Origin of the sequence: Ramlibacter aquaticus (genome assembly GCF_015159745.1) — a bacterium.
In the GTDB taxonomy this organism is placed as follows: Bacteria; Pseudomonadota; Gammaproteobacteria; order Burkholderiales; family Burkholderiaceae_C; genus Ramlibacter; species Ramlibacter aquaticus.
Genome location: NZ_JADDOJ010000071.1, coordinates 1 through 21,712 on the forward strand (window position 1 = coordinate 1; position 21,712 = coordinate 21,712).

At 69.6% G+C, this 21,712-nt stretch carries 24 protein-coding genes; 21 read left to right on the top strand and 3 right to left on the bottom strand.

The features are described 5' to 3' along the window. The coding region (locus IM725_RS15270; protein WP_193781500.1) for an Rne/Rng family ribonuclease at positions 1 to 1,689 on the bottom strand (1,689 nt) is incomplete at its 3' end. 517 nt (positions 1,690 to 2,206) lie between these two features. Between IM725_RS15270 and IM725_RS15275 the strand changes: the two genes are divergently transcribed. The 4 genes from IM725_RS15275 to IM725_RS15290 are packed head-to-tail and all read left to right on the top strand — an operon-like array spanning position 2,207 to position 5,231. Then, complete coding sequence (locus tag IM725_RS15275) at positions 2,207 to 3,193, top strand: RluA family pseudouridine synthase (protein WP_193781501.1); 987 nt, start codon at positions 2,207 to 2,209, stop codon at positions 3,191 to 3,193. Continuing rightward, positions 3,163 to 3,828 carry an HAD family hydrolase gene (locus IM725_RS15280; protein WP_193781502.1) on the top strand — a complete coding sequence of 222 codons (666 nt, stop codon included), beginning with the start codon at positions 3,163 to 3,165 and terminating at the stop codon, positions 3,826 to 3,828. Before IM725_RS15275 ends, IM725_RS15280 begins: the two co-directional genes overlap by 31 nt. A gap of 10 nt (positions 3,829 to 3,838) precedes the next feature. Beyond that, complete coding sequence (locus tag IM725_RS15285) at positions 3,839 to 4,234, top strand: Rieske (2Fe-2S) protein (RefSeq protein ID WP_193781503.1); 396 nt, start codon at positions 3,839 to 3,841, stop codon at positions 4,232 to 4,234. Between the two features lie 25 nt (positions 4,235 to 4,259). After that, positions 4,260 to 5,231, top strand: coding sequence for a S49 family peptidase (locus IM725_RS15290; RefSeq protein ID WP_193781504.1), 972 nt, complete (start codon positions 4,260 to 4,262; stop codon positions 5,229 to 5,231). Between the two features lie 64 nt (positions 5,232 to 5,295). Here the strand turns inward: IM725_RS15290 and IM725_RS15295 are convergent, their stop codons facing one another. Together IM725_RS15295 and IM725_RS15300 are read right to left on the bottom strand one after the other, a co-directional pair. Beyond that, positions 5,296 to 6,060 carry an SAM-dependent methyltransferase gene (locus tag IM725_RS15295; RefSeq protein WP_193781505.1) on the bottom strand — a complete coding sequence of 255 codons (765 nt, stop codon included), beginning with the start codon at positions 6,058 to 6,060 and terminating at the stop codon, positions 5,296 to 5,298. Beyond that, positions 6,057 to 6,662 carry a Maf family nucleotide pyrophosphatase gene (locus IM725_RS15300; protein WP_193781506.1) on the bottom strand — a complete coding sequence of 202 codons (606 nt, stop codon included), beginning with the start codon at positions 6,660 to 6,662 and terminating at the stop codon, positions 6,057 to 6,059. The genes IM725_RS15295 and IM725_RS15300 overlap by 4 nt, the downstream gene beginning before the upstream one ends. Positions 6,663 to 6,688: 26 nt before the next feature. On the opposite strand from IM725_RS15300, the gene IM725_RS15305 reads away from it, so the two are divergent. The 17 genes from IM725_RS15305 (at position 6,689) to rnc (ending at position 21,696) form a co-directional block, all read left to right on the top strand. Further along, complete coding sequence (locus tag IM725_RS15305; protein WP_193781507.1) at positions 6,689 to 7,237, top strand: YceD family protein; 549 nt, start codon at positions 6,689 to 6,691, stop codon at positions 7,235 to 7,237. 179 nt (positions 7,238 to 7,416) lie between these two features. After that, positions 7,417 to 7,599, top strand: coding sequence for a 50S ribosomal protein L32 (rpmF, locus tag IM725_RS15310; protein WP_061496223.1), 183 nt, complete (start codon positions 7,417 to 7,419; stop codon positions 7,597 to 7,599). A gap of 85 nt (positions 7,600 to 7,684) precedes the next feature. Beyond that, the gene (gene plsX, locus IM725_RS15315) at positions 7,685 to 8,731 is read left to right on the top strand and encodes a phosphate acyltransferase PlsX (protein ID WP_193781508.1); all 1,047 of its coding nucleotides are present in this window, start codon (positions 7,685 to 7,687) and stop codon (positions 8,729 to 8,731) included. Then, entirely contained in the window at positions 8,731 to 9,708 is a 978-nt protein-coding gene (locus IM725_RS15320; RefSeq protein ID WP_193781509.1) for a beta-ketoacyl-ACP synthase III, read from the top strand. Before plsX ends, IM725_RS15320 begins: the two co-directional genes overlap by 1 nt. A gap of 29 nt (positions 9,709 to 9,737) precedes the next feature. Beyond that, positions 9,738 to 10,685: an ACP S-malonyltransferase gene (fabD, locus tag IM725_RS15325; RefSeq protein ID WP_193781510.1), complete on the top strand. Its 948-nt coding sequence runs from the start codon at positions 9,738 to 9,740 to the stop codon at positions 10,683 to 10,685. Further along, a complete protein-coding gene (gene fabG / locus IM725_RS15330; RefSeq protein WP_193781511.1) occupies positions 10,682 to 11,431 on the top strand; it encodes a 3-oxoacyl-ACP reductase FabG in 750 nt (249 codons plus the stop codon). Before fabD ends, fabG begins: the two co-directional genes overlap by 4 nt. A gap of 107 nt (positions 11,432 to 11,538) precedes the next feature. Next, positions 11,539 to 11,778: an acyl carrier protein gene (gene acpP, locus IM725_RS15335; RefSeq protein ID WP_193781512.1), complete on the top strand. Its 240-nt coding sequence runs from the start codon at positions 11,539 to 11,541 to the stop codon at positions 11,776 to 11,778. 5 nt (positions 11,779 to 11,783) lie between these two features. After that, on the top strand, positions 11,784 to 13,031 hold the full coding sequence (fabF, locus tag IM725_RS15340; RefSeq protein WP_193781513.1) for a beta-ketoacyl-ACP synthase II: 1,248 nt from the start codon (positions 11,784 to 11,786) through the stop codon (positions 13,029 to 13,031). 19 nt (positions 13,032 to 13,050) lie between these two features. Then, positions 13,051 to 13,503 carry a hypothetical protein gene (locus tag IM725_RS15345; RefSeq protein WP_193781514.1) on the top strand — a complete coding sequence of 151 codons (453 nt, stop codon included), beginning with the start codon at positions 13,051 to 13,053 and terminating at the stop codon, positions 13,501 to 13,503. Further along, the gene (gene rpoE / locus IM725_RS15350; RefSeq protein WP_193781515.1) at positions 13,500 to 14,138 is read left to right on the top strand and encodes an RNA polymerase sigma factor RpoE; all 639 of its coding nucleotides are present in this window, start codon (positions 13,500 to 13,502) and stop codon (positions 14,136 to 14,138) included. Before IM725_RS15345 ends, rpoE begins: the two co-directional genes overlap by 4 nt. A gap of 13 nt (positions 14,139 to 14,151) precedes the next feature. Then, positions 14,152 to 14,724, top strand: a complete 573-nt coding sequence (locus tag IM725_RS15355) for a sigma-E factor negative regulatory protein (protein ID WP_193781516.1) — start codon at positions 14,152 to 14,154, stop codon at positions 14,722 to 14,724. A 29-nt stretch (positions 14,725 to 14,753) separates the two neighbouring features. Further along, a complete protein-coding gene (locus IM725_RS15360; protein WP_227753848.1) occupies positions 14,754 to 15,782 on the top strand; it encodes a MucB/RseB C-terminal domain-containing protein in 1,029 nt (342 codons plus the stop codon). A 49-nt stretch (positions 15,783 to 15,831) separates the two neighbouring features. Next, positions 15,832 to 17,313 carry a DegQ family serine endoprotease gene (locus IM725_RS15365; RefSeq protein WP_193781518.1) on the top strand — a complete coding sequence of 494 codons (1,482 nt, stop codon included), beginning with the start codon at positions 15,832 to 15,834 and terminating at the stop codon, positions 17,311 to 17,313. 530 nt (positions 17,314 to 17,843) lie between these two features. Further along, the gene (gene lepA / locus IM725_RS15370) at positions 17,844 to 19,655 is read left to right on the top strand and encodes a translation elongation factor 4 (protein ID WP_193781519.1); all 1,812 of its coding nucleotides are present in this window, start codon (positions 17,844 to 17,846) and stop codon (positions 19,653 to 19,655) included. 10 nt (positions 19,656 to 19,665) lie between these two features. Beyond that, positions 19,666 to 20,634 (top strand): signal peptidase I, encoded by a 969-nt coding sequence (gene lepB, locus IM725_RS15375; protein WP_193781520.1) that lies wholly within the window; start codon positions 19,666 to 19,668, stop codon positions 20,632 to 20,634. Positions 20,635 to 20,654: 20 nt separating this feature from the next. Next, complete coding sequence (locus tag IM725_RS15380) at positions 20,655 to 21,008, top strand: DUF4845 domain-containing protein (protein ID WP_193781521.1); 354 nt, start codon at positions 20,655 to 20,657, stop codon at positions 21,006 to 21,008. A 7-nt stretch (positions 21,009 to 21,015) separates the two neighbouring features. Next, positions 21,016 to 21,696, top strand: a complete 681-nt coding sequence (gene rnc / locus IM725_RS15385) for a ribonuclease III (protein ID WP_193781522.1) — start codon at positions 21,016 to 21,018, stop codon at positions 21,694 to 21,696. Positions 21,697 to 21,712 lie beyond the last annotated feature (16 nt).

Sequence of the window (21,712 nt, forward strand, 5' to 3'; positions counted from 1 at the left end):
CGCGGGTGCCGGGGCGGCCTTCGCGGCCGGCTGCACGGCGGGCGCGGGCTTCACCGGCTCGGGCTTGGGCGGCGCGATGGGCGCGGGCGCGTCCGGCAGCACGCCCTTGATCACGGGCTCCTGCTTGTTGGTGCGCTCCTGCGAACGGCGCGTCACCGTGGTCGGGTCCTCGACCTCCTCGGCCATGGCGTAGCTCGCCTGCAGGTTGTCCAGGCGCGGGTCGTCGTGCTTCAGGCGCTCCAGCTTGTAGTGCGGCGTGTCCAGCGTCTTGTTGGGGATCATGATGACCCCGATGCGCTGCTTGAGCTCGATCTTGGCGATCTCGGTGCGCTTCTCGTTCAGCAGGAAGGAGGCGACCTCCACCGGCACCTGCACGTGCACGGCGGCGGTGCCGTCCTTCATCGACTCTTCCTGGATGATGCGCAGGATCTGCAGCGCCGAGCTTTCGGTGTCACGGATGTGGCCGTGGCCGCCGCAGCGCGGGCAGGGGATGGACGCGCCTTCCGACAGGGCCGGGCGCAGGCGCTGGCGGCTCATCTCCATCAGGCCGAACTTGCTGATGGTGCCGAACTGCACGCGGGCGCGGTCCTGGCGCAGGGCGTCGCGCAGGCGGTTTTCCACCTCGCGGCGGTTGCGCGACTCCTCCATGTCGATGAAGTCGATGACGATCAGGCCGCCCAGGTCGCGCAGGCGCATCTGGCGCGCCACCTCGTCGGCGGCTTCCAGGTTGGTGCGGGTGGCGGTTTCCTCGATGTCGCCGCCCTTGATGGCGCGGGCCGAGTTGACGTCGATGGAGACCAGCGCTTCGGTGTGGTCGATGACGATGACGCCGCCGGAGGGCAGCTTGACCTCGCGGGCGTAGGCCGACTCGATCTGGTGCTCGATCTGGAAGCGGCTGAACAGCGGCGCGTCGTCGCGGTAGCGCTTGACCTTGGCGGCATGCTCCGGCATCACGTGCGACATGAACTGCTGGGCCTGGTCGTAGATGTCGTCGGTATCGATGAGGATGTCACCGATGTCGCCGTTGAAGTAGTCGCGGATCGCGCGGATCACCAGGCTGGATTCCTGGTAGATCAGGAAGGCGCCCTTGCCGCCCTTGGCCGCGCCGTCGATCGCGTTCCACAGCTTGAGCAGGTAGTTCAGGTCCCACTGCAGCTCGGGCGCGCTGCGGCCGATGCCGGCCGTGCGCGCGATGATGGACATGCCGTTGGGGTACTCCAGCTGGTCCATGGCCTCCTTGAGCTCGGCCCGGTCGTCGCCCTCGATGCGCCGGCTGACGCCGCCGCCGCGCGGGTTGTTGGGCATGAGCACCACGTAGCGCCCGGCCAGCGAGATGAAGGTGGTCAGGGCCGCGCCCTTGTTGCCGCGCTCTTCCTTCTCGACCTGGACCAGCAGTTCCTGGCCCTCCCGGATGACGTCGTTGATGCGCGCCTGCGAGACGGCGACGCCCTGCTGGAAGTAGGTCTTGGAGATTTCCTTGAAGGGCAGGAAGCCGTGGCGGTCCTCGCCGTAGTCCACGAAGCAGGCTTCCAGGCTGGGCTCGACGCGCGTGACGACGGCCTTGTAGATGTTGCCCTTGCGCTGTTCGCGCCCTTCGATTTCGATTTCGTAGTCGAGGAGCTTTTGTCCATCGACGATGGCCAGCCGGCGTTCTTCAGCCTGCGTGGCGTTGATCAGCATCCGCTTCATCGCGTCACCTTCTTGTTCTCAAACATCACGGACCCGCGAGGGGTCGCACGATGCCGGGACGGCGCCTTGAGACGGAGGAATTGCCGGATGCGACGCGAGGCGAGCTTCTAGCTCAGCAGGCGAGGCCGGGGCACTTGGAAGGGGGCGAGGGGTGGCGCCCCGGCGCGGCCGGTCACCGGCAACGCTTCGGGGTGGTTGCGTGGCGTGCGCCGACGGCGCACGCGTGGCGGCGCCATGGCGCCTGCAGTGGCCATGAGCCACCGCCAGCAAGCCAGGATGATCGCCAACAGCACTGTTGCTTCTCGCTTCGATCCGTCCGCAAGCCCAGGGGCTGGCGGACTTTTATTCCGTTCGGGTTCAAGGAGCCGGCTTCACGCACCCTGGGGCTCGCCACCGACGGCCATGGGGACCGTTCGATCTGCGGGCACAGCCTGCGCTGGCATCGACCTGCTGGCGGGGCCGGTGGCAGAGGGTGGACTAAACTCCAGCCAAATCAACCACTTACAGCGCGACGCCAGTGAACAGGATTATAGGGGGCGGCCCGGCGCCTGCAAGCGCCCAGGTGCAGCGCCTGGAAGTGGGAGAGGAATCGGCCGGCCAGCGGCTCGACAACTTCCTCATCCGCAGCCTCAAGGGCGTGCCCAAGACCCATGTCTACCGCATCATCCGCTCCGGCGAGGTGCGGGTGAACAAGGGCCGCGCCCAGGCCGACACCCGGGTCGAGGCCGGCGACGTGGTGCGGGTGCCGCCGGTGCGCACGGCCACCCCGGCGCCCGATGCCCGGCCGGCCCCGGCGCGTGAATTCCCGGTGCTCTTCGAGGATGAGCACCTGCTGGCGATCGACAAGCCGGCGGGCGTGGCGGTGCACGGCGGCAGCGGGGTGAGCTTCGGCGTCATCGAGCAGCTGAGGCAGGCCCGGCCCCAGGCGAAGATGCTGGAGCTGGTGCACCGGCTGGACCGCGAGACCTCGGGCATCCTGCTGGTGGCCAAGCGGCGCTCCGCCCTGACCCGGCTGCAGGACCAGTTCCGCGAGCGCGAGACCGGCAAGACCTACCTGGCGCTGGCCGTGGGCGCCTGGCCCGCCAACCGCAAGGTCATCGACCTGCCGCTGCACAAGTACCTGCAGGCCGACGGCGAGCGCCGGGTCAAGGTGGTGGCCAAGGACGACCCCGAGGGCCAGCGCTCCATCACCCTGGTGAAGGTGGCGCGCCGCAACGAGCGCTTCTCGCTGCTGGAGGTCACGATCAAGACCGGCCGCACGCACCAGATCCGCGTCCACTTGGCGGCGAACGGCCACCCCATCGCCGGCGACGACAAGTACGGCGACTTCGAGCTCAACAAGGCCCTGCAGAAGGACGGCCTGAAGCGCATGTTCCTGCACGCCTGGCGTTTACAGTTCGATCACCCCGCCAGCGGCGAGCGCATCGCGCTCCAAGCGCCGCTGCCGCCCGACCTTGCCGGATTCCTGACGCAATGCCTGCCCGACCCCGCCGCTTCGACCTGATCGCCTTCGACTGGGACGGCACCCTGTTCGATTCCACCGCCATCATCGTGCGCTGCATACAGCGCGCCGTGGTCGATGTGGGGGGCCGCATGCCGAGCGACGAGGCCGCGGCCTACGTGATCGGCATGGGGCTGATGGAGGCCCTGGCCCACGCCGCGCCCGACGTGCCGCGCGAGAAATACCCCGAGCTGGGCACGCGCTACCGGGTGCACTACCAGGCCCACCAGGACGACCTCAGCCTCTTCGAGGGCGTGCTGCCCCTGCTGCAGGACCTGCGGGCCCGCCACCACTGGCTGGCGGTGGCCACGGGCAAGTCGCGCCGGGGCCTGGACGACGTGCTGCAGTCCTCGCAGCTGGGCGCCCTGTTCGACGGCTCCCGCACGGCCGACGAGACCGCCGGCAAGCCGCATCCGCGCATGCTGGAGGAGCTGATGCGCGAGTTCGGTGCCGAGCCGGCGCGCACGCTGATGATCGGCGACACCACCCACGACCTGCAGATGGCGGTGAACGCGGGCTGCCCGGCCGTGGGCGTGAGCTACGGCGCGCACGACCCCGGCGAGTTCGCGTCGCTCGCACCCCTGTACGTGGCGCACTCGGTGCCCGAGCTGCACCGCTGGCTGCTGGAGAACGCCTGAAGGAGGCCGCATGCTGGAGCCCGGCAACCCCACCGAAGACGGCGGCGAAGCCGTCGACCTGTGCCGCGCCGAGGACCTCGCCGAGGGCGGCCTGGCGGTCGATTTCGACGTGGTCTACGGCGGCGCGACCTGCCGCGCGTTCGCGGTGCGCTGGCAGGGCCGGGTGCATGCCTATCTCAACCGCTGCGCCCACGTGGCCATGGAAATGGACTGGCAGCCCAACCGCTTCTTCGACGACAGCGGCCAGTGGCTGCTGTGCGCGACCCATGGCGCGGTCTACCGGCCCGACACCGGCGCGTGCGCGGGCGGCCCCTGCCGCGGCGGCCTGGTGAAGATCGCCCTGTCCGAGCAGGAGGGACGGGTGCGCTGGCATACTGCCTGGAACCTGAAACCCGTGGTGTTCTGAGCACCGCGACCCCAAGACAACGACGATGAACGAGCCCCTCTCTCCCCCGCCCGGCGACGGCCGCGGCCCCGACGGTACCTGGGAGCGGGCCACGCTGGAGAAGCTGGTCCTGCGCACGCTGGACGAACAGCGCGCCGCGCGCCGCTGGCGCAACGGCATGCGGCTGGCGTGGCTGGTGTTCTTCATCGTCATGGCCTTCGTGCTGCTGCAGCGTGGCACGCCCTCGGCCGACAAGTCCTCGCCGCACACCGCGGTGATCGAGATCAAGGGCGAGATCGCCTCGGGCGGCGACGCCAGTGCCGACGCCGTCGTCGGCGCGATGCGCGCGGCCCTGGAGGACACGGGTTCGCAGGCCCTGGTGCTGCTGATCAACTCGCCCGGCGGCAGCCCGGTGCAGGCCGGCATCATCAACGACGAGATCCGCCGCCTGCGTAAGAAGTACAACAAGCCGATCTATGCCGTGGTGGAGGAGTCCTGCGCCTCCGCGGCCTACTACATCGCCGCCGCCACCGACAAGATCTTCGTCGACAAGGCCAGCATCGTGGGCAGCATCGGCGTGCTGATGGACGGCTTCGGCTTCACCGGCCTGATGGACAAGCTGGGGATCGAGCGGCGCCTGCTGACCGCCGGCGAGAACAAGGGCTTCCTCGACCCGTTCAGCCCGCAGACCGACCGCCAGCGCGCCTTTGCCCAGACCATGCTGGACCAGATCCACCAGCAGTTCATCGCCGCCGTCAAGGCCGGCCGTGGCAAGCGCCTGAAGGAGACGCCGGAGCTGTTCAGCGGCCTGTTCTGGACCGGCCAGCAGGCGATCGACCTGGGCCTGGCCGACCAGCTGGGCAACCTGGATTACGTCGCCCGCGAGGTGGTGAAGGCCGAGGACCTGGTGGACTACACGCGGCACGAGAACGTGGCCGAGCGCCTGGCCAAGAAGTTCGGCGCCGCCATGGGCGAGGGCGCCGTGAAGGCCCTGCGCACCCTGCCGGCGGTGCACTGAGGACGGCGCCGGCCGGACCCCGGCCGGGCGTGCGGCCGCCGCGTGCGCGACGGCCAAGCCGGCTTCAGCGGCCGAAGAGGAACACGGCCGGCAGGTCGTTCTGCACGGGTGCGGGTGCCTCGCGCCAGCCCGCCACGGCGCGGCTGCTCACCCGGGCCTCGTCCAGGGTGAGCCCGCTGGCCACGGCCAGGCGCGTGCCGGGCTGCAGCACCTTCACCAGGCTGCCCCACAGCGCCAGGTTGCGGTAGGGCGTCTCGATCACCAGCTGGCTCTGGCCCAGGCGCAGCGCCAGCGCCTCCAGCTCGCGGATGCGCTTGTCCCGCTCGTCCGCCTGCTGCGGCAGGTAGCCCTGGAAGGCGAAACCCTGGCCGTTCAGCCCGCTGGCGGCCAGCGCCAGCAGCAGCGACACCGGCCCCACCAGGGGCACGACCTCCAGCCCCAGGTCGTGCGCCGCGCGCACCACCGAGGACCCCGGGTCCGCCACGGCCGGCATCCCCGCCTCGCTCAACAGCCCGATGTCCTGGCCCTGCAGCGCCGCCGCCAGCAGGGGCCGGGCGTCGAAGGCGACCGCGTGGTCGCCCTTCTTGTGCACCTCGCGCGGCAGCTCGGCGATGGCCTGCGCCTGCAGCGGCGCCGCCAGGGGGTGCGTCTCGCCCACGCGCTTGAGGAAGGCGCGCGCGGACTTCGCGTTCTCGCAGATCCAGTGGGTGGTGGCGGCCGCCGCGGCCAGGGTGGCGGCCGGCAACACCCGCTCCAGCGGCGCCTGCACGCGGCAGCCGAAATCCAGCGGCGTGGGCACCAGCAGCAGCCGGCCGCGCGGCGCCGTCATGGAAGCATGAGGCCGGCGGCGCGCAGCAGCCGGCAGGTGCGGATCAGGGGCAGGCCCACCAGGGCCGTGGGGTCGTCGCTCTCGATCGCCTCCAGCAAGGCGATGCCCAGGCCCTCGCTGCGCGCGCTGCCGGCGCAGTCGTAGGGCGTTTCCGCCCGCAGGTAGGTTTCGATCTCCCGGTCCGACAGGTCGCGGAAGGTGACGCGCACCGGGGCGATGTCGGCCTGCTCGAAGCCGGTCTCGGCGCAGGCGACAGCCAGCGCCGTCTGGAACACCACGGTGCGCCCGCGCATGCGGCGCAGCTGCGCGGTGGCGCGCTCGTGCGTGCCGGGCTTGCCCAGCGGCTCGCCGTCCAGGTCGGCCACCTGGTCGGAGCCGATCACCACCGCGCCGGGCCGGCGCTGCGCCACCACCCGAGCCTTGGCCAGGGCCAGCCGCAGCGCCAGGTCGCGCGGGGTCTCGCCCGACCGGGGGGTTTCGTCCACGTCCGGCACCTCGACCTCGAAGGGGATGCGAAGCCGGCCCATCAGTTCGCGCCGGTAGGGTGAGCTCGAGCCCAGCACCACGGGGCGGGCAGGGCTGTTTCCAGGGGAGTTCGGCATGCGGGGATTCTCTTACACTGCCCGCCATGTCCCGCGCCTTCGTCCCCGACCGCCTCGATGTACGCCGCTTCGCCGAGGAGGGCGCCCGGCTGGACGGCAGCACGCCGCTGTCGGCCTTCGAACGCCTGCTGGCCGAAACCCAGGGCCGCGGCGCCGATGCCCCGGTGGCCTGGCAGGCCGAGGGCGAACTGCGCAACCCGCGCCACGTCCAGCCCGAGATCCGCATGCACCTGCAGGCCCATGCCCGGCTGGCGCTCACCTGCCAGCGCTGCCTGCAGCCGGTGGAGCTGCCGGTGGCGGTGGACCGTGATTTTCTGTTCGTGGACGACGAAGCGGCCGCCGCCGCGCTGGACGACGAATCCGAGGAGGACGTCCTGGTCACCAGCCGGGCCTTCGACCTGCCCGCGCTGGTGGAAGACGAGCTGCTGATGGCCCTGCCGATCGCGCCCCGCCACGAGACCTGCCCGCCCGTCAGCCTGGAGGTGGCGGACCCGGGATTCGAGGCCGCCGAGGCCGAGCCGCGCAAGAACCCGTTCGCCCAGCTGGGCAAGCTCAAGCCGGGCGGCGAGGGCTGAGCTGGCCTGCCCGGCCGGCCTGTGCTATGATTGCGGGCTTCGCGGTAATTCGCGGGCGAGCGTCTGGTGTGCCCCTGGGGCATGTGCAGACTGCCGCGATCCGTTGATTCCACCCCATTTTTTGTTGCGGCGCCCCTTGCCGGTGGCTGCCAAGCACCTCAGTTCCAGGAGCCCTCACCATGGCCGTCCAGCAAAACAAGAAGTCGCCTTCCAAGCGCGGCATGCACCGTTCGCACAACGCCCTGAACGTGCCGGGCATCGCGGTCGAGCCGACCACCGGCGAGACCCACCTGCGCCACCACATCAGCCCGACCGGCTTCTACCGTGGCCGCAAGGTGCTCAAGACCAAGAACGAAGCCTGACGCACCTGCGTCTCACGCCGTTGGTTGACCAGGCCCGGCTGCGCCGCAGCACGGGCCTTTCTTTTGTCCCGCTACAGTTGCGTCCATGACGACTCTTGCTGTCGACTGCATGGGGGGCGACCATGGCCCCCGGGTCACCTTGGCCGCCTGCCGCAGCTTTCTGGACCGTGAGCCCGAGGCTCGCCTCATCCTGGTGGGCGTGCCCGACGCGCTCAAGGGCTTCTCCCACCCCCGCGCCACCGTGGTGCCCGCCACCGAGGTGGTGGCCATGGACGACCCGGTCGAGGTCGCGCTGCGCCGCAAGAAGGATTCGTCCATGCGGGTGGCGATCCAGCAGGTCAAGGACGGCGCGGCCCAGGCGGCCGTGTCCGCCGGCAACACCGGCGCCCTGATGGCGCTGGCGCGCTACCTGCTCAAGACCGTGGACGGCATCGACCGCCCGGCCATCGCCTACCCCATGCCCAACGCCCGCGGCGGCGCCACCACCGTGCTGGACCTGGGCGCCAACGTCGACTGCACCGAGCAGCACCTGCTGCAGTTCGCCGTCATGGGCTCGGCCCTGGTGTCCGCGCTCAAGGGCGTGGAATCGCCCACGGTGGGCCTGCTCAACATCGGCGAGGAAGTGATCAAGGGCAGCGAGGTGATCAAGAAGGCGGGCGAGCTGCTGCGCTCCGCCGCCGCCGCCGGCGACCTGAACTTCCACGGCAACGTGGAGGGCAACGACATCTTCAAGGGCACCACCGACATCGTGGTCTGCGACGGCTTCGTCGGCAACATCGCGCTCAAGACCAGCGAGGGCCTGGCCTCCATGATCGGCGGCTTCCTGAAGGAAGAGTTCTCGCGCAGCATCTTCACCCGGCTGGCCGCGCTCGCGGCCTACCCGGTGCTGTCGGCCTTCCGCCGCCGCGTGGACCACCGCCGCTACAACGGCGCCGCCCTGCTCGGGCTGCGCGGCCTGGTCTTCAAGAGCCACGGTTCGGCCGACGCCTTCGCCTTCGAGCAGGCGCTGGCCCGGGCGTATGATGCGGCCCGGAACAACCTGCTCGACCGTGTGCAGGCGCGCATCGCCCACGCCAGGCCCCTGCTCGAGAGCGGGGCGGACACCGGCGGTGCCGTCGCGGTCGCACCCTGATGACACGCTACTCCCGCATCGCCGGCACCGGCAGCTACCTGCCGCCGCGCCGCCTGAGCAACCAGGACCTGGCCGAGCAACTGGCCGCTGGCGGCATCGAAACCTCCGACGAATGGATCGTCGAGCGCACGGGCATCCGTTCGCGCCACTTCGCCGACGAAGGCGTGTGCACCAGCGACCTGGGCGCGCACGCGGCCCGGGCCGCCATGGAAGCCGCCGGCGTGAAGCCGGAGCAGATCGACCTGATCATCGTCGCCACGTCCACGCCGGACATGGTCTTCCCCTCGGCCGCCTGCATCATGCAGGCCAAGCTGGGCATCGTGGGCTGCCCCGCCTTCGACGTGCAGGCCGTGTGCAGCGGCTTCGTGTATGCGCTCACCGTGGCCGACGCGATGATCCGCACCGGCAGCGCGACCCGCGCGCTGGTGGTGGGCGCCGAGGTCTTCTCGCGCATCCTCGACTTCAAGGACCGCACCACCTGCGTGCTGTTCGGCGACGGCGCCGGCGCCGTGGTGCTGGAAGCGTCGGACACCCCCGGCATCCTGGCCACCGACCTGCACGCGGACGGCCGCCACGTGGGCATCCTGTGCGTGCCGGGCACCGTGTCCGGCGGGCAGGTGCTGGGCGACCCCCTGCTCAAGATGGACGGCCAGGCCGTCTTCAAGCTCGCCGTGGGCGTGCTGGAAGAGGCGGCCCGCGCGACGCTGGAGAAGGCGGGCCGCACGGCCGCCGACATCGACTGGCTGATCCCGCACCAGGCCAACATCCGCATCATGCAGGGCACGGCCAAGCGGCTGAAGCTGCCGCTGGACAAGGTGGTGGTCACGGTGGACCGGCACGGCAACACCTCGGCCGCCTCGATCCCGCTGGCGCTGGACGCCGCGGTGCGCTCGGGCCAGGTCCAGCGCGGCGACACGCTGATGCTCGAGGGCGTGGGCGGCGGCTTCACCTGGGGCGCGGTGCTGCTCGATTTCTGAGAAGAACAAGAAAACCGCACGCAAAGACCATGAAACCCTTCGCATTCGTCTTTCCCGGCCAGGGCTCGCAGTCGGTGGGCATGCTGGACGCCTGGGGTGACCACCCCGAGGTCCGCGCCACGCTGGCCGAAGCCTCCGAGGCCCTGGGCGAGGACATCGCCCGCCTGATCCACGAAGGCCCCAAGGAAGCGCTTGCGCTGACCACCAACACCCAGCCGGTGATGCTGGTCGCGGCGATCGCCGCCTGGCGCGCGTGGCGTGCCGAAGGCGGCGCCGCGCCCGCGGTGGTCGCCGGCCATTCCCTGGGCGAGTATTCCGCCCTGGTGGCCGCCGGCGCGCTCACCCTGGCGCAGGCCGCCCCGCTGGTGCGCTTCCGCGCCCAGGCCATGCAGGAGGCCGTGCCGGTCGGCGCGGGCGCCATGGCTGCCATCCTGGGCCTGGAAGCCGCACGGGTGATCGAGGTCTGCGCCGAGGTGCAGCGCAGCTTCGGCACCAACACCACCGAGGTGGTGGAGGCCGCGAACTTCAACGACCCGGCGCAGACCGTGATCGCCGGCAGCAAGGCCGCCGTCGAGAAGGCCTGCGAGGCCCTGAAGGCCGCCGGCGCCAAGCGCGCGCTGCCGCTGCCGGTGTCCGCGCCCTTCCACTCCTCGCTGATGAAGCCGGCCGCCGAGCGCCTCAAGGAGCGCCTGGCCAGCACGGCCATCGCCGCGCCGGCGATCCCGGTGATCAACAACATCGAGGTCGCCGTCGAGACCGATCCCGACCGCATCCGCCAGGCCCTGTACCTGCAGTCCTTCGGCCCGGTGCGCTGGGTGGAGTGCGTGCGGGCCATGCAGGCCCGTGGCGTGTCCACCCTGGTGGAGTGCGGCCCGGGCAGGGTGCTGGCCGGCCTCGCCAAGCGCATCTCGCCGGAGCTCACCGGCCTGGCGATGTACGACCCGGCCACGCTGGCCGAGGTGAAGGGGGCGCTATGACACAAGTCCATTTCGAAGGCCAGGTCGCCCTGGTCACGGGCGCCTCGCGCGGCATCGGCGCGGCCATCGCGCTGGAACTGGCGCAAAAGGGCCTGAAGGTCATCGGCACGGCGACCACCGACGAGGGCGCCGAGAAGATCACCCAGGCCCTGGCCGGGCATGGGGCCTGCCGCGGTGCGAAGCTGGACGTCAACGACGCCGCCGCCGCCGAGGCCCTGGTCGATGCGATCACCAAGGAGCACGGCGGCCTGCACGTGCTGGTGAACAACGCCGGCATCACCCGCGACATGCTGGCCATGCGCCTGAAGGACGAGGACTGGGACGCGGTGCTGGACACCAACCTCAAGGCCGTCTTCCGCATGAGCCGCGCCGTGATGCGGACCATGATGAAGCAGCGCTACGGCCGCATCGTCAGCATCACCTCCGTGGTGGGCGCCTCCGGCAACCCCGGCCAGGCGAACTACGCCGCGGCCAAGGCCGGCGTGGCGGGCATGACCCGCGCGCTGGCCCGCGAACTCGGCAGCCGCGGCATCACCGTGAACTGCGTCGCGCCCGGCTTCATCGAGACCGACATGACGGCCAGCCTGCCGGAAGAGCAGCAGAAGGCGCTGCTGGGCCAGATCCCCCTGGGCCACCTGGGCAAGCCGGCCGACATCGCCCACGCGGTCGCGTTCCTGGCCTCGCCACAGGCAGCCTACGTGACCGGCCAGGAGATCCACGTCAACGGCGGCATGTTCATGGCCTGATCCGGCCGAACCTGCCGTCCATTCCGCCGGAATCGCGACAAAAGGGGCCCCGGACCGCCGGGGCCTTAAAATCGCGGATTATTCATTCACAACCCTCTGAGGGAACCATGAGCGATATCGAAGCACGCGTCAAGAAAATCATCGCCGAGCAGCTCGGCGTCGAAGAGTCCCAGGTCACCAACGAAAAGTCTTTCGTGGCCGACCTCGGCGCGGACTCCCTTGACACGGTGGAACTGGTGATGGCGCTCGAGGACGAGTTCGGCATCGAGATCCCGGACGAAGACGCCGAGAAGATCACCACGGTGCAGAACGCCATCGACTACGCGAACAACCACCAGAAGTCGTAATCGGGATGCAGCGTCGTCGTGTCGTGGTCACCGGCCTCGGGTGCGTCAGCCCCGTGGGCAACACCGTGGCCGAATCCTGGGAAAACCTGCTCGCCGGCAAGAGCGGCATCGCCCCCGTCACGCATTTCGACGCGTCGAATTTCGCGGTGCGGTTCGCCGGTGAGGTGAAGGGCTTCAACATCGGGGACTACATCCCCGAGAAGGAAGCCCGCCACATGGACCGCTTCATCCATCTCGGTCTGGCGGCCGCGCTGCAGGCCGTGAAGGATGCGGGCCTGCCGACCGGCGATGCGCTGGACGGCGAAATGGCCACGCGCATCGGCTGCAACGTGGGCGCCGGCATCGGCGGCCTGCCGATGATCGAGGAGACGCACGCCGAGCTGGTCAACCGCGGCCCGCGCCGCGTGTCGCCCTTCTTCGTGCCGGCCTCGATCATCAACATGATCTCCGGCCACCTGTCGATCAAGTGCGGCTTCAAGGGCCCCAACATCGCCGTGGTCACCGCCTGCACCACCGGCCTGCATGCCATCGGCCTGTCGGCGCGCCTGATCGAGTCGGGTGATGCCGACGTGATGGTCGCGGGCGGCGCCGAGGCGGCGATCTCGCCCCTGGGCATCGGCGGCTTCGCGGCCGCGCGCGCCCTGTCCACCCGCAACGACGACCCGCAGACCGCGTCCCGACCCTGGGACAAGGACCGCGACGGCTTCGTGCTGGGCGAGGGCGGCGGCGTGATGGTGCTCGAGGAGTACGAGCACGCGAAGAAGCGCGGCGCGAAGATCTACGCCGAGCTCGCCGGCTTCGGCATGAGCGGCGACGCCTTCCACATGACCGCGCCCGACATCGACGGCCCGCGCCGCTCCATGCTGGGCGCGCTGCGCAACGCTGGCGTCAACGCCGACCAGGTCCAGTACCTGAACGCGCATGGCACGTCCACGCCGCTGGGCGACCTGAACGAGACCAACGCGATCAAGGCCGCCTTCGGCGATGCCGCCAAGCGCATGGTCGTCAACTCGACCAAGTCCATGACCGGCCACCTGCTGGGCGGCGCGGGCGGCATCGAGTCGGTGTTCACGGTGCTGGCCGTGCACCACCAGAAGAGCCCGCCCACCACCAACATCTTCAACCAGGACCCCGAGTGCGACCTGGACTACTGCGCCAACACCGCGCGGGACATGAAGATCGACTACGCGCTGAAGAACAACTTCGGCTTCGGTGGCACCAACGGCACCCTGGTCTTCAAGCGCGCCCCCTGAGCGACCGCACGGTCCTTCCATGCACGGCGCCCCATCGGTCATCTATCCGGTGGGGCGTTCGCGTTTCGAGGGCCTGCTGATCCTGGCCGCCTGCGCCGCCGCGGCCGCGGGGCTGATCGGCTGGGCGTTGCGGGCCGACCCCGGCCCGGCCGCGCTGCTGGCGGCGGCCGTGCTGGCCCTGGCCACCGCGGCGCTGGCCCTGGCCGGCTGGTGGCGCACGCCCGGCCGGCGCCTGCAGTGGGACGGCGAGGGCTGGCTGCTGGATGGGCAGGCGCTCGCGGCCGTGGACGCCGTGGCTGACCTGCAGCGCCTGCTGGTGCTGCGCTGCCGACGCGCCGCTGGCGGCACCGCCTGGCTCTGGCCCGAGCGGGACAGCGACCCTTCCCACTGGCATGGGCTGCGGCGTGCGGTATATTCCCGCGCCAGACCCGACGCGCCCCCGGATGAGCCTTCCGGGCCGGCGGAAACATGACGAAAGCCCCGCCGCCCGCCGCCCCTGCGACTGCCGAAACCGACCTGATGCTGGTGGAGCGGACGCTGGCGGGCGACCAGCGCGCCTTCGGGCTGCTCGTGCTCAAGTACCAGCGCCGGATCGAGCGCCTGGTCGGCCGCATGGTGCGTGACACCGACCTGGTGGAAGACATCGCCCAGGAAACCTTCATCCGGGCCTACCGGGCGCTGGCCCAGTTCCGGGGCGAGGCACAGTTCTACACCTGGCTGTACCGTATCGCGGTGAACACGGCCAAGAAGGCGCTGGTGGACCTCAGGCGGGATCCCCTGGTGTCCGAAACCGCCCTGCGTGGCGGCTCCGACGAGGAGGATGAAACTTCCTCCGTGGAGAACGAACTAACTTCCGCGGAAACGCCGGAAACGGTGCTGGCCGCCAAGGAAATTGCCGCCACCGTGAACTCGGCCATGGAGGCCCTTCCCGAGGAACTGCGGCAGGCCGTGACCCTGCGCGAAATCGAGGGCCTGAGCTACGAAGAGATCGCGGAAGTGATGGATTGTCCGATCGGTACGGTGCGCTCGCGGATCTTCCGGGCGCGCGAGGCGATATCGGCGAAGGTCAGGCCCCTGCTGGAAAACCAGTCAGGCAAGCGATGGTAGACGGGGTGACGTGATGGATTCCAAAAACAAGCGTGAATGGATGTCCGCGCTGGCGGACGGCGAGCTGCGCGGCGAGGCGCTGGCGCAAGGGCTGGCCCTCGCCGGCGATGCCCAGGCCCAGCAGGCCTGGCAGGACTACCACCTGATCGGCGACGTGCTTCGCGCCGCCGATCTGGCGGCGACCGCGCCGCCGGACCGTTTCCTCGCCCGCCTGCAGGAGCGGCTCGCGAACGAGCGGCCCTTCCCCGCCGAGGAGGTGGCCGTGCTGCAGCCGCCCGTGGCCGTCGCAGCGCGCGAAGCCGCCAACGACGGCAGCTTCCGCTGGAAGCTGGTGGCCGGCTTCGCCTCACTGGCCGCGGTGGGCGCTGTGGCCTGGAGCGTGGCGGGCGCGCCGGCCGCGGCCCCCCGTGGCGCCGAACTCGCCCAGTCCGCCCCCGCGTCCACCGTCATGGTGGGCACGGAGCGTGGCGCCGTGATCCGCGACGCGCGGCTGGACGAGCTGCTCGCCGCGCACCGGCAGATGGCGGGTGCGGCAGCGCCGCAGGGCTTCCTGCGCAACGCCACCTACGACACCGCGGGCCGTTGACGGCTATGGCCCGCCCGCTCGGTCCGCGCATGGTCCCGGCCCGCCGCCTGCTCGCCCTGGGCCTGGGCTGCGGCGTCACCCTGGCCTGGGCGCAGAGCCACCCGCTGGTGGCGGCCGCGCCGCCCGCCTCGGCGGCGGGCGCGGGCGGCGAGCGGGGCGTCGCCGAATGGCTGCCGCGCATGCACGATGCCTCCCGCCAGCGCAGCTACATCGGCACCTTCGTGGTCTCCACCAACGGCGGCGCCATGTCCAGCGCCCGCATCTGGCATACCGCGGACGGCCAGCTGCAGGTGGAGCGCGTGGAATCGCTCACGGGCGCGCCGCGCTCCGTGTTCCGGCGCAACGAGCAGGTCGTGACCTTCCTGCCCGAGGCGCACGTGGTGCGCACCGAACGGCGCGAGTCGCTGGGCCTGTTCACCAACCTCATCAAGGGCCCGGGCGGCTCGGTCCCCGATTTCTACACCGCGCGCCGCGTCGGCGCCGACCGCGTCGCCGGCTTCGAGACCGACGTGGTGCAGCTGCAGCCGCGCGACGCGCTGCGTTACGGGCTGCGCATCTGGAGCGAGCGCAAGAGCGGGCTGGTGGTCAAGCTGCAGACCCTGGACCAGGACGGCAGCGTGCTGGAGCAGTCGGCCTTTTCCGAACTGGTGCTGGACGCGCCCGTGCGGGCCGACAAGCTGAGCCAGATGATGCACGCCACCGACGGCTGGCGCGTGGAGAAGTCCGAAGTCACCCGCACCAGCCCCGAGGCCGAGGGCTGGCAGATGCACGAGGCCGTGCCCGGCTTCCACCCGCTCAACTGCTACAAGCGCCCGGTCGCCGGCGCGCCCGGGCCGGAGGGCACCATGCAGTGGGTGTTCTCGGACGGCCTGGCCGCGGTCTCGCTCTTCCTGGAGCCCTACGACGCGAACCACCACGCCCAGGAGGGCGCGACAGCCAATGGCGCGACGCAGAGCCTGGCACGGCGCATCCAGGGCAACTGGTGGCTGACCGCGGTGGGCGAGGTGCCGCCGGCAACCTTGCGCGCTTTTGCGCAAAATCTGGAGCGGCGCCGATGAGAGCTCATCGGGCCCAGGACACACTCCCCCCCGAAAGGCCGCGACGCCCATGACGCAGAACTCGAAGACATCCCCGACCGCCACCCTGCTGGTCGCGCTGGCCCTGGTGGCCGGCGCCGGCACCGCGGCCCTCGCGCCGGTGCAGGCCGCCCAGGCCCAGACCGCCGCCCGCGCGCTGCCCGACTTCACCGACCTGGTCGAGCAGGTGGGGCCGTCCGTCGTCAACATCCGCACCATCGAGCGGGCGCGCCAGGGCCCCGACGGCAGCGACATGGACGAGGAGATGCAGGACTTCTTCCGTCGCTTCTTCGGCCAGCCCATGCCCGGCGTGCCCCGGCAGCCGGCGCCGCAGCGGCCGAACCGGCCGCAGGACGAGGAACGCCCGCGCGGCCTGGGCTCGGGCTTCATCCTGACGGCCGACGGCTACGTGATGACCAACGCGCACGTGGTCGAGGACGCCGAGCAGGTCATCGTGACCCTGCCGGACAAGCGCGAGTTCAAGGCCCGCATCGTCGGCTTCGACAAGCGCACCGACGTCGCCGTGGTGAAGATCGAGGCCACCGGCCTGCCCGCGGTCAAGGTGGGCGACGTGAGCAAGCTCAAGGTCGGCGAATGGGTGATGGCCATCGGCTCGCCCTTCGGCCTGGAGAACACCGTGACGGCCGGCATCGTCAGCGCCAAGCAGCGCGACACCGGTGAATACCTGCCCTTCATCCAGACCGACGTCGCCATCAACCCCGGCAACTCCGGCGGCCCGCTGATCAACATGCGCGGCGAGGTGGTGGGCATCAACAGCCAGATCTATTCGCGCTCCGGCGGCTTCATGGGCATCTCCTTCGCGATCCCCATCGACGAGGCGATACGCGTCAGCGAACAGCTGCGCACCGCCGGCCGGGTGTCCCGCGGCCGCATCGGCGTCTCCATTGACAGCGTGTCCAAGGACGTGGCCGAGTCCATCGGGCTGGGCAAGCCGCTGGGTGCCCTGGTGCGCAGCGTGGAGTCCGGCTCCCCCGCTGACAAGGCCGGCCTGGAGGCGGGCGACATCATCACCAAGTTCGACGGCAAGGCCATCGAGCGCGCCACCGACCTGCCGCGCTACGTGGGCAACACCAAGCCGGGCAGCCGCGCGCAGCTCACCGTGTTCCGCAAGGGCGCGGCGCGCGACGTTCCGATCACGGTCGCCGAGGTCGAGCCGGACAAGCCGGCGCCGGCCCCCAAGCCGGTGGAGGAAAAGCCCAAGGCCTCGCCGGCCGCGCAGTCCATCGGCCTGACGGTGAGCGACCTCAACGCCGACCAGAAGCGCCAGCTCAAGCTCAAAGGCGGCGTGCGCGTGGAGGTGGTGGCCGACGCGGCCGCCCGCGCCGGCATCCGCGAAGGCGACGTGATCCTGCAGGTGGGCAACGTGGACGTCCAAAGCGTGAAGGAGTTCGACGCCGTGCTGGCGCGCCTGGACCGCAGCCGTCCCATCCCGGCGCTGGTGCGCCGCGGCGAGCTCGCCACCTTCGTGGTGATCCGGCCGCCGGCACGCTGAGTCCCGGGCCCGGGCACCGCCGGGCGCGGGGCTGCAAAGCCCCGCTCCGCAGGTCGGGTTTCAGCCCGGCAGTCAGGCCGCGGTGACCGAAATCAGACGCTGCCGTCCAATTTTTTTGGCTGGCCCCGGCCGCAGGTTAATGTTTGCGGCCGCTCACTTCAGGACGAGCTAAGAACGTTTTTGTATAGAATCGCCCCGTTTCCTTGGGTTTTCCAAGCATAAGGGGACCGTCAGGAACCACCATGCGGAAGGGGCGGCTGTGCTCCACCGGCGATCCACACATCGCCCACAAGTTGTCCCAACGTTTGGCTTCCGCGATTGTTGATAAGCTGTGTATAAAAGTCCTGTTGCTGACCCGCAACGGGGCTGGGCACCCCCGGCGCGGCTGTACGCCCCGGGCTTTTTGCCTACAATGAAGCTCCAACTATCGCAGTTGCCATAGATTGTTGGTTTAGGGCGCGTCACCCTCGAGGACGCGCCCTTTTTTCTTGTGCTGCGCTTTCGAATCAACCACTTAAGTTGCCCCGTTGATGAATCACATCAGAAACTTCTCCATCATCGCGCACATCGACCATGGCAAGTCGACGCTCGCCGACCGCCTGATCCAGCGCTGCGGCGGGCTCTCCGACCGCGAGATGGAAGAGCAAGTTCTGGATTCGATGGACCTCGAGAAAGAGCGTGGGATAACCATCAAGGCGCAGACCGCGGCGCTCCAGTACAAGGCGCGTGATGGACAGGTCTACAACCTCAATCTGATCGACACGCCGGGCCACGTCGACTTCTCGTACGAGGTCTCGCGATCGCTCTCGGCTTGTGAAGGCGCGCTGCTGGTGGTGGACGCGAGCCAGGGCGTGGAAGCGCAGACCGTCGCCAACTGCTACACCGCGCTGGACCTCGGCGTCGAGGTGCTGCCGGTCCTGAACAAGATGGACCTGCCGCAGGCGGATCCCGACAACGCGAAGGCGGAGATCGAGGACGTGATCGGCATCGACGCCGGCGACGCGATCCCGTGCTCGGCCAAGACCGGCATGGGCATCGACGAGATCCTGGAGGCCATCGTCGCCAAGGTGCCGGCGCCGCGCGGCAAGCCCGACGGCCCGCTGCGCGCCATGATCATCGACAGCTGGTTCGACAGCTACGTCGGCGTGGTGATGCTGGTGCGCGTGGTCGACGGCCAGCTGGCCAAGGGCGACCGCATCAAGCTGATGGCGGCCGACGCCACCTACGAAGCCAACCAGCTCGGCGTGTTCACCCCGGCCAACCAGCCGCGCGAGGCGCTGCGGGCCGGCGAGGTGGGCTACATCATCGCCGGCATCAAGGAGCTGCAGGCGGCCAAGGTCGGCGACACGGTCACCCAGGTCAAGCTCGGAAGCGGAGGCGCCGCCTTCACGGCGACCGAGCCGCTGCCGGGCTTCAAGGAGATCCAGCCGCAGGTCTTCGCCGGCCTCTACCCGACGGAGGCCAACCAGTACGACTCCCTGCGCGACGCGCTGGAGAAGCTGAAGCTCAACGATGCCTCGCTGCACTACGAGCCCGAGGTGAGCCAGGCGCTGGGCTTCGGCTTCCGCTGCGGCTTCCTGGGCCTGCTGCACATGGAGATCGTGCAGGAGCGCCTGGAGCGCGAATTCGACCAGGACCTGATCACCACCGCCCCGTCGGTGGTCTATCAGGTGGTGCAGGGCGACGGCGAGGTCATCATGGTCGAGAACCCGTCCAAGATGCCCGAGCAGGCCCGCATCCAGGAGATCCGCGAGCCCATCGTCACGGTGCACCTGTACATGCCGCAGGAGTACGTGGGCCCGGTGATGACGCTGGCCAACCAGAAACGCGGCCTGCAGCTGAACATGGCCTACCACGGCCGCCAGGTGATGCTCACCTACGAGTTGCCGCTGGGCGAGATCGTGCTGGACTTCTTCGACAAGCTGAAGTCGGTCAGCCGCGGCTACGCCTCCATGGACTACGAGTTCAAGGAGTACCGGGCGTCGGACGTGGTGAAGGTGGACATCCTGCTCAACGGCGACAAGGTCGACGCGCTGTCCATCATCGTGCACCGCAGCCAGGCCCCGTACCGGGCCCGCGCGGTGGTGGCCAAGATGCGCGAGATCATCAGCCGCCAGATGTTCGACGTGGCCATCCAGGCCGCCATCGGCGCCAATATCATCGCCCGGGAAACCGTCAAGGCGCTGCGCAAGAACGTGCTGGCAAAATGCTACGGCGGCGACATCACCCGCAAGCGCAAGCTTCTCGAAAAACAAAAGGCAGGCAAGAAACGCATGAAGCAGATCGGATCCGTCGAAGTCCCGCAGGAAGCCTTCCTCGCCATCCTCCAGGTCGAAGACTGACCGCGCGATGATGCCCCTGCTCACTGGTGCGGTCCTGGCCGCCTTCGTCGGTTACGCCGGCGCCTGGTACTTCGGCCTTGTCGAAGGCAATTTCGCGCTCCTGCTCTTCCTGGCGACCCTGGTCACCGGCTTGTACTGGCTGGCCGAGCGCTTCTGGTTCCTGCCGCGCCGGCGCGAAGCCGCGGCACGGCTGGAGGCCGAGGCGGCCTCGCGCCGCGCCCAGCTGCAGGCCCAGGGCATCAGCCAGGTCGACGGCGGCGACGTGTCGCAGGCACGCCAGCGCATCCTGATGCAGCCCTGGTGGCTGGACTGGACCGCCGGGCTGTTCCCGGTGATCCTGGTCGTCTTCGTGCTGCGATCCTTCCTGTTCGAGCCCTTCAAGATTCCCTCCGGCTCCATGGTGCCCACGCTGCTGGTGGGCGACCTGATCCTGGTCAACAAGTTCACCTACGGCATCCGCCTGCCGGTCATCAACACCAAGATCACCGAAGGCACGCCGCCGCAGCGCGGCGACGTGATGGTGTTCCGCTACCCGCCCAAGCCCAGCCTGGACTACATCAAGCGCGTGGTTGGCCTGCCCGGCGACGAGGTGGCCTACCTGAACAAGCGCCTGTTCATCAACGGCAAGCCGGTCAGCAAGGACCCGGTGCCGGACTTCTTCGACGAAGAGTCCATGGCGTACTTCAAGCAGTTCAGCGAGGTGCTGGGCGAGCACCGCCATCGCATCCTGAACGACGACAACCGCCCGGCCTTCATCCCGGGGGTGGAGAACTTCCCGAACAAGGACAACTGCCGCTACACCGTGGAAGGCGTCACCTGCAAGGTGCCGCCGGGCCAGTATTTCATGATGGGCGACAACCGCGATAATTCGCTCGATTCGCGCTACTGGGGCTTCGTGCCGGACCGCAACATCGTCGGCAAGGCCTTCTTCATCTGGATGAATTTCAGCAGCCTCAAGCGCATCGGCTCATTCGAATGACAAAGGACGGAGGACGGGACATGCAGGTTCAGCAGCGCGCGCGTCAACGGGGTATCTCTTTCTTCGGCCTGGTCGTGGTGGTCGCGGCCCTGGTGTTCCTGGGCGTGCTGGGCGCCCAGGTCTTCCCCACGGTCATCGAGTACCAGGCCATCGCCAAGGCCGCGCAGAAGGCGTCTGACGGCAACACCGTGGCCGAGGTGCGGCAGATCTTCGACAAGGCCGCCGAGATCGACGACATCAAGTCCATCACCGGCAAGGACCTGGACATCAGCAAGGACGGCGACCGCGTGGTGGTGGGCTTTGCCTACAACAAGGAAATCCACATGTTCGGCCCGGCCTTCCTGCTCATCAAGTACGCTGGCAAGAGCAAGTAAGCGCTGCGTGGATGGCCCCGTCGTCGAACTGCAGCGCCGCCTGCAGCATGCCTTCACCGACCCGCGCCTGCTGGCGCGGGCGCTGACGCACCGCAGCTTTTCGTCGGACCACAACGAGCGCCTGGAATTCCTGGGCGACTCGGTGCTGAACCTGGCGGTCTCGGCCTGGCTGTACGAGCGGCTGGGTGAGTTGCCCGAGGGCGACCTCACCAAGATCCGCGCCAGCCTGGTCAAGCAGGAGCCGCTGCACCGCATCGCGACCCGCCTGGGCCTGCCGCAGGTGATCCGGCTGGGCGAGGGCGAATTGCGCACCGGCGGCAGCCAGCGCCCGTCCATCCTGGCCGACGCCCTGGAGGCCGTGATCGGCGCGGTCTACCTGGACGCCGGCTACGCCGCCGCCGAAGCCGTGGTGCACCGGCTCTTCAGCGACGTCGAGATCCAGCCCGCCATGGCCCAGGCGGCCAAGGACGCCAAGACCGAATTGCAGGAATGGCTGCAAGGGCGCAGGATGAAGCTGCCGCAGTACCGGGTGGTGGCGACGCTGGGCGCCGCGCACAAGCAGACCTTCGAGGTCGAGTGCGAGGTGCCCGACCTGGGCCTCACGCACCGGGGCCTGGGCGCCTCGCGCCGCTCCGCCGAGCAGGCGGCCGCTTCCGCCATGCTGATGGCCCTGAAAGAACAGACATGACCGCGACCCCGCCCGC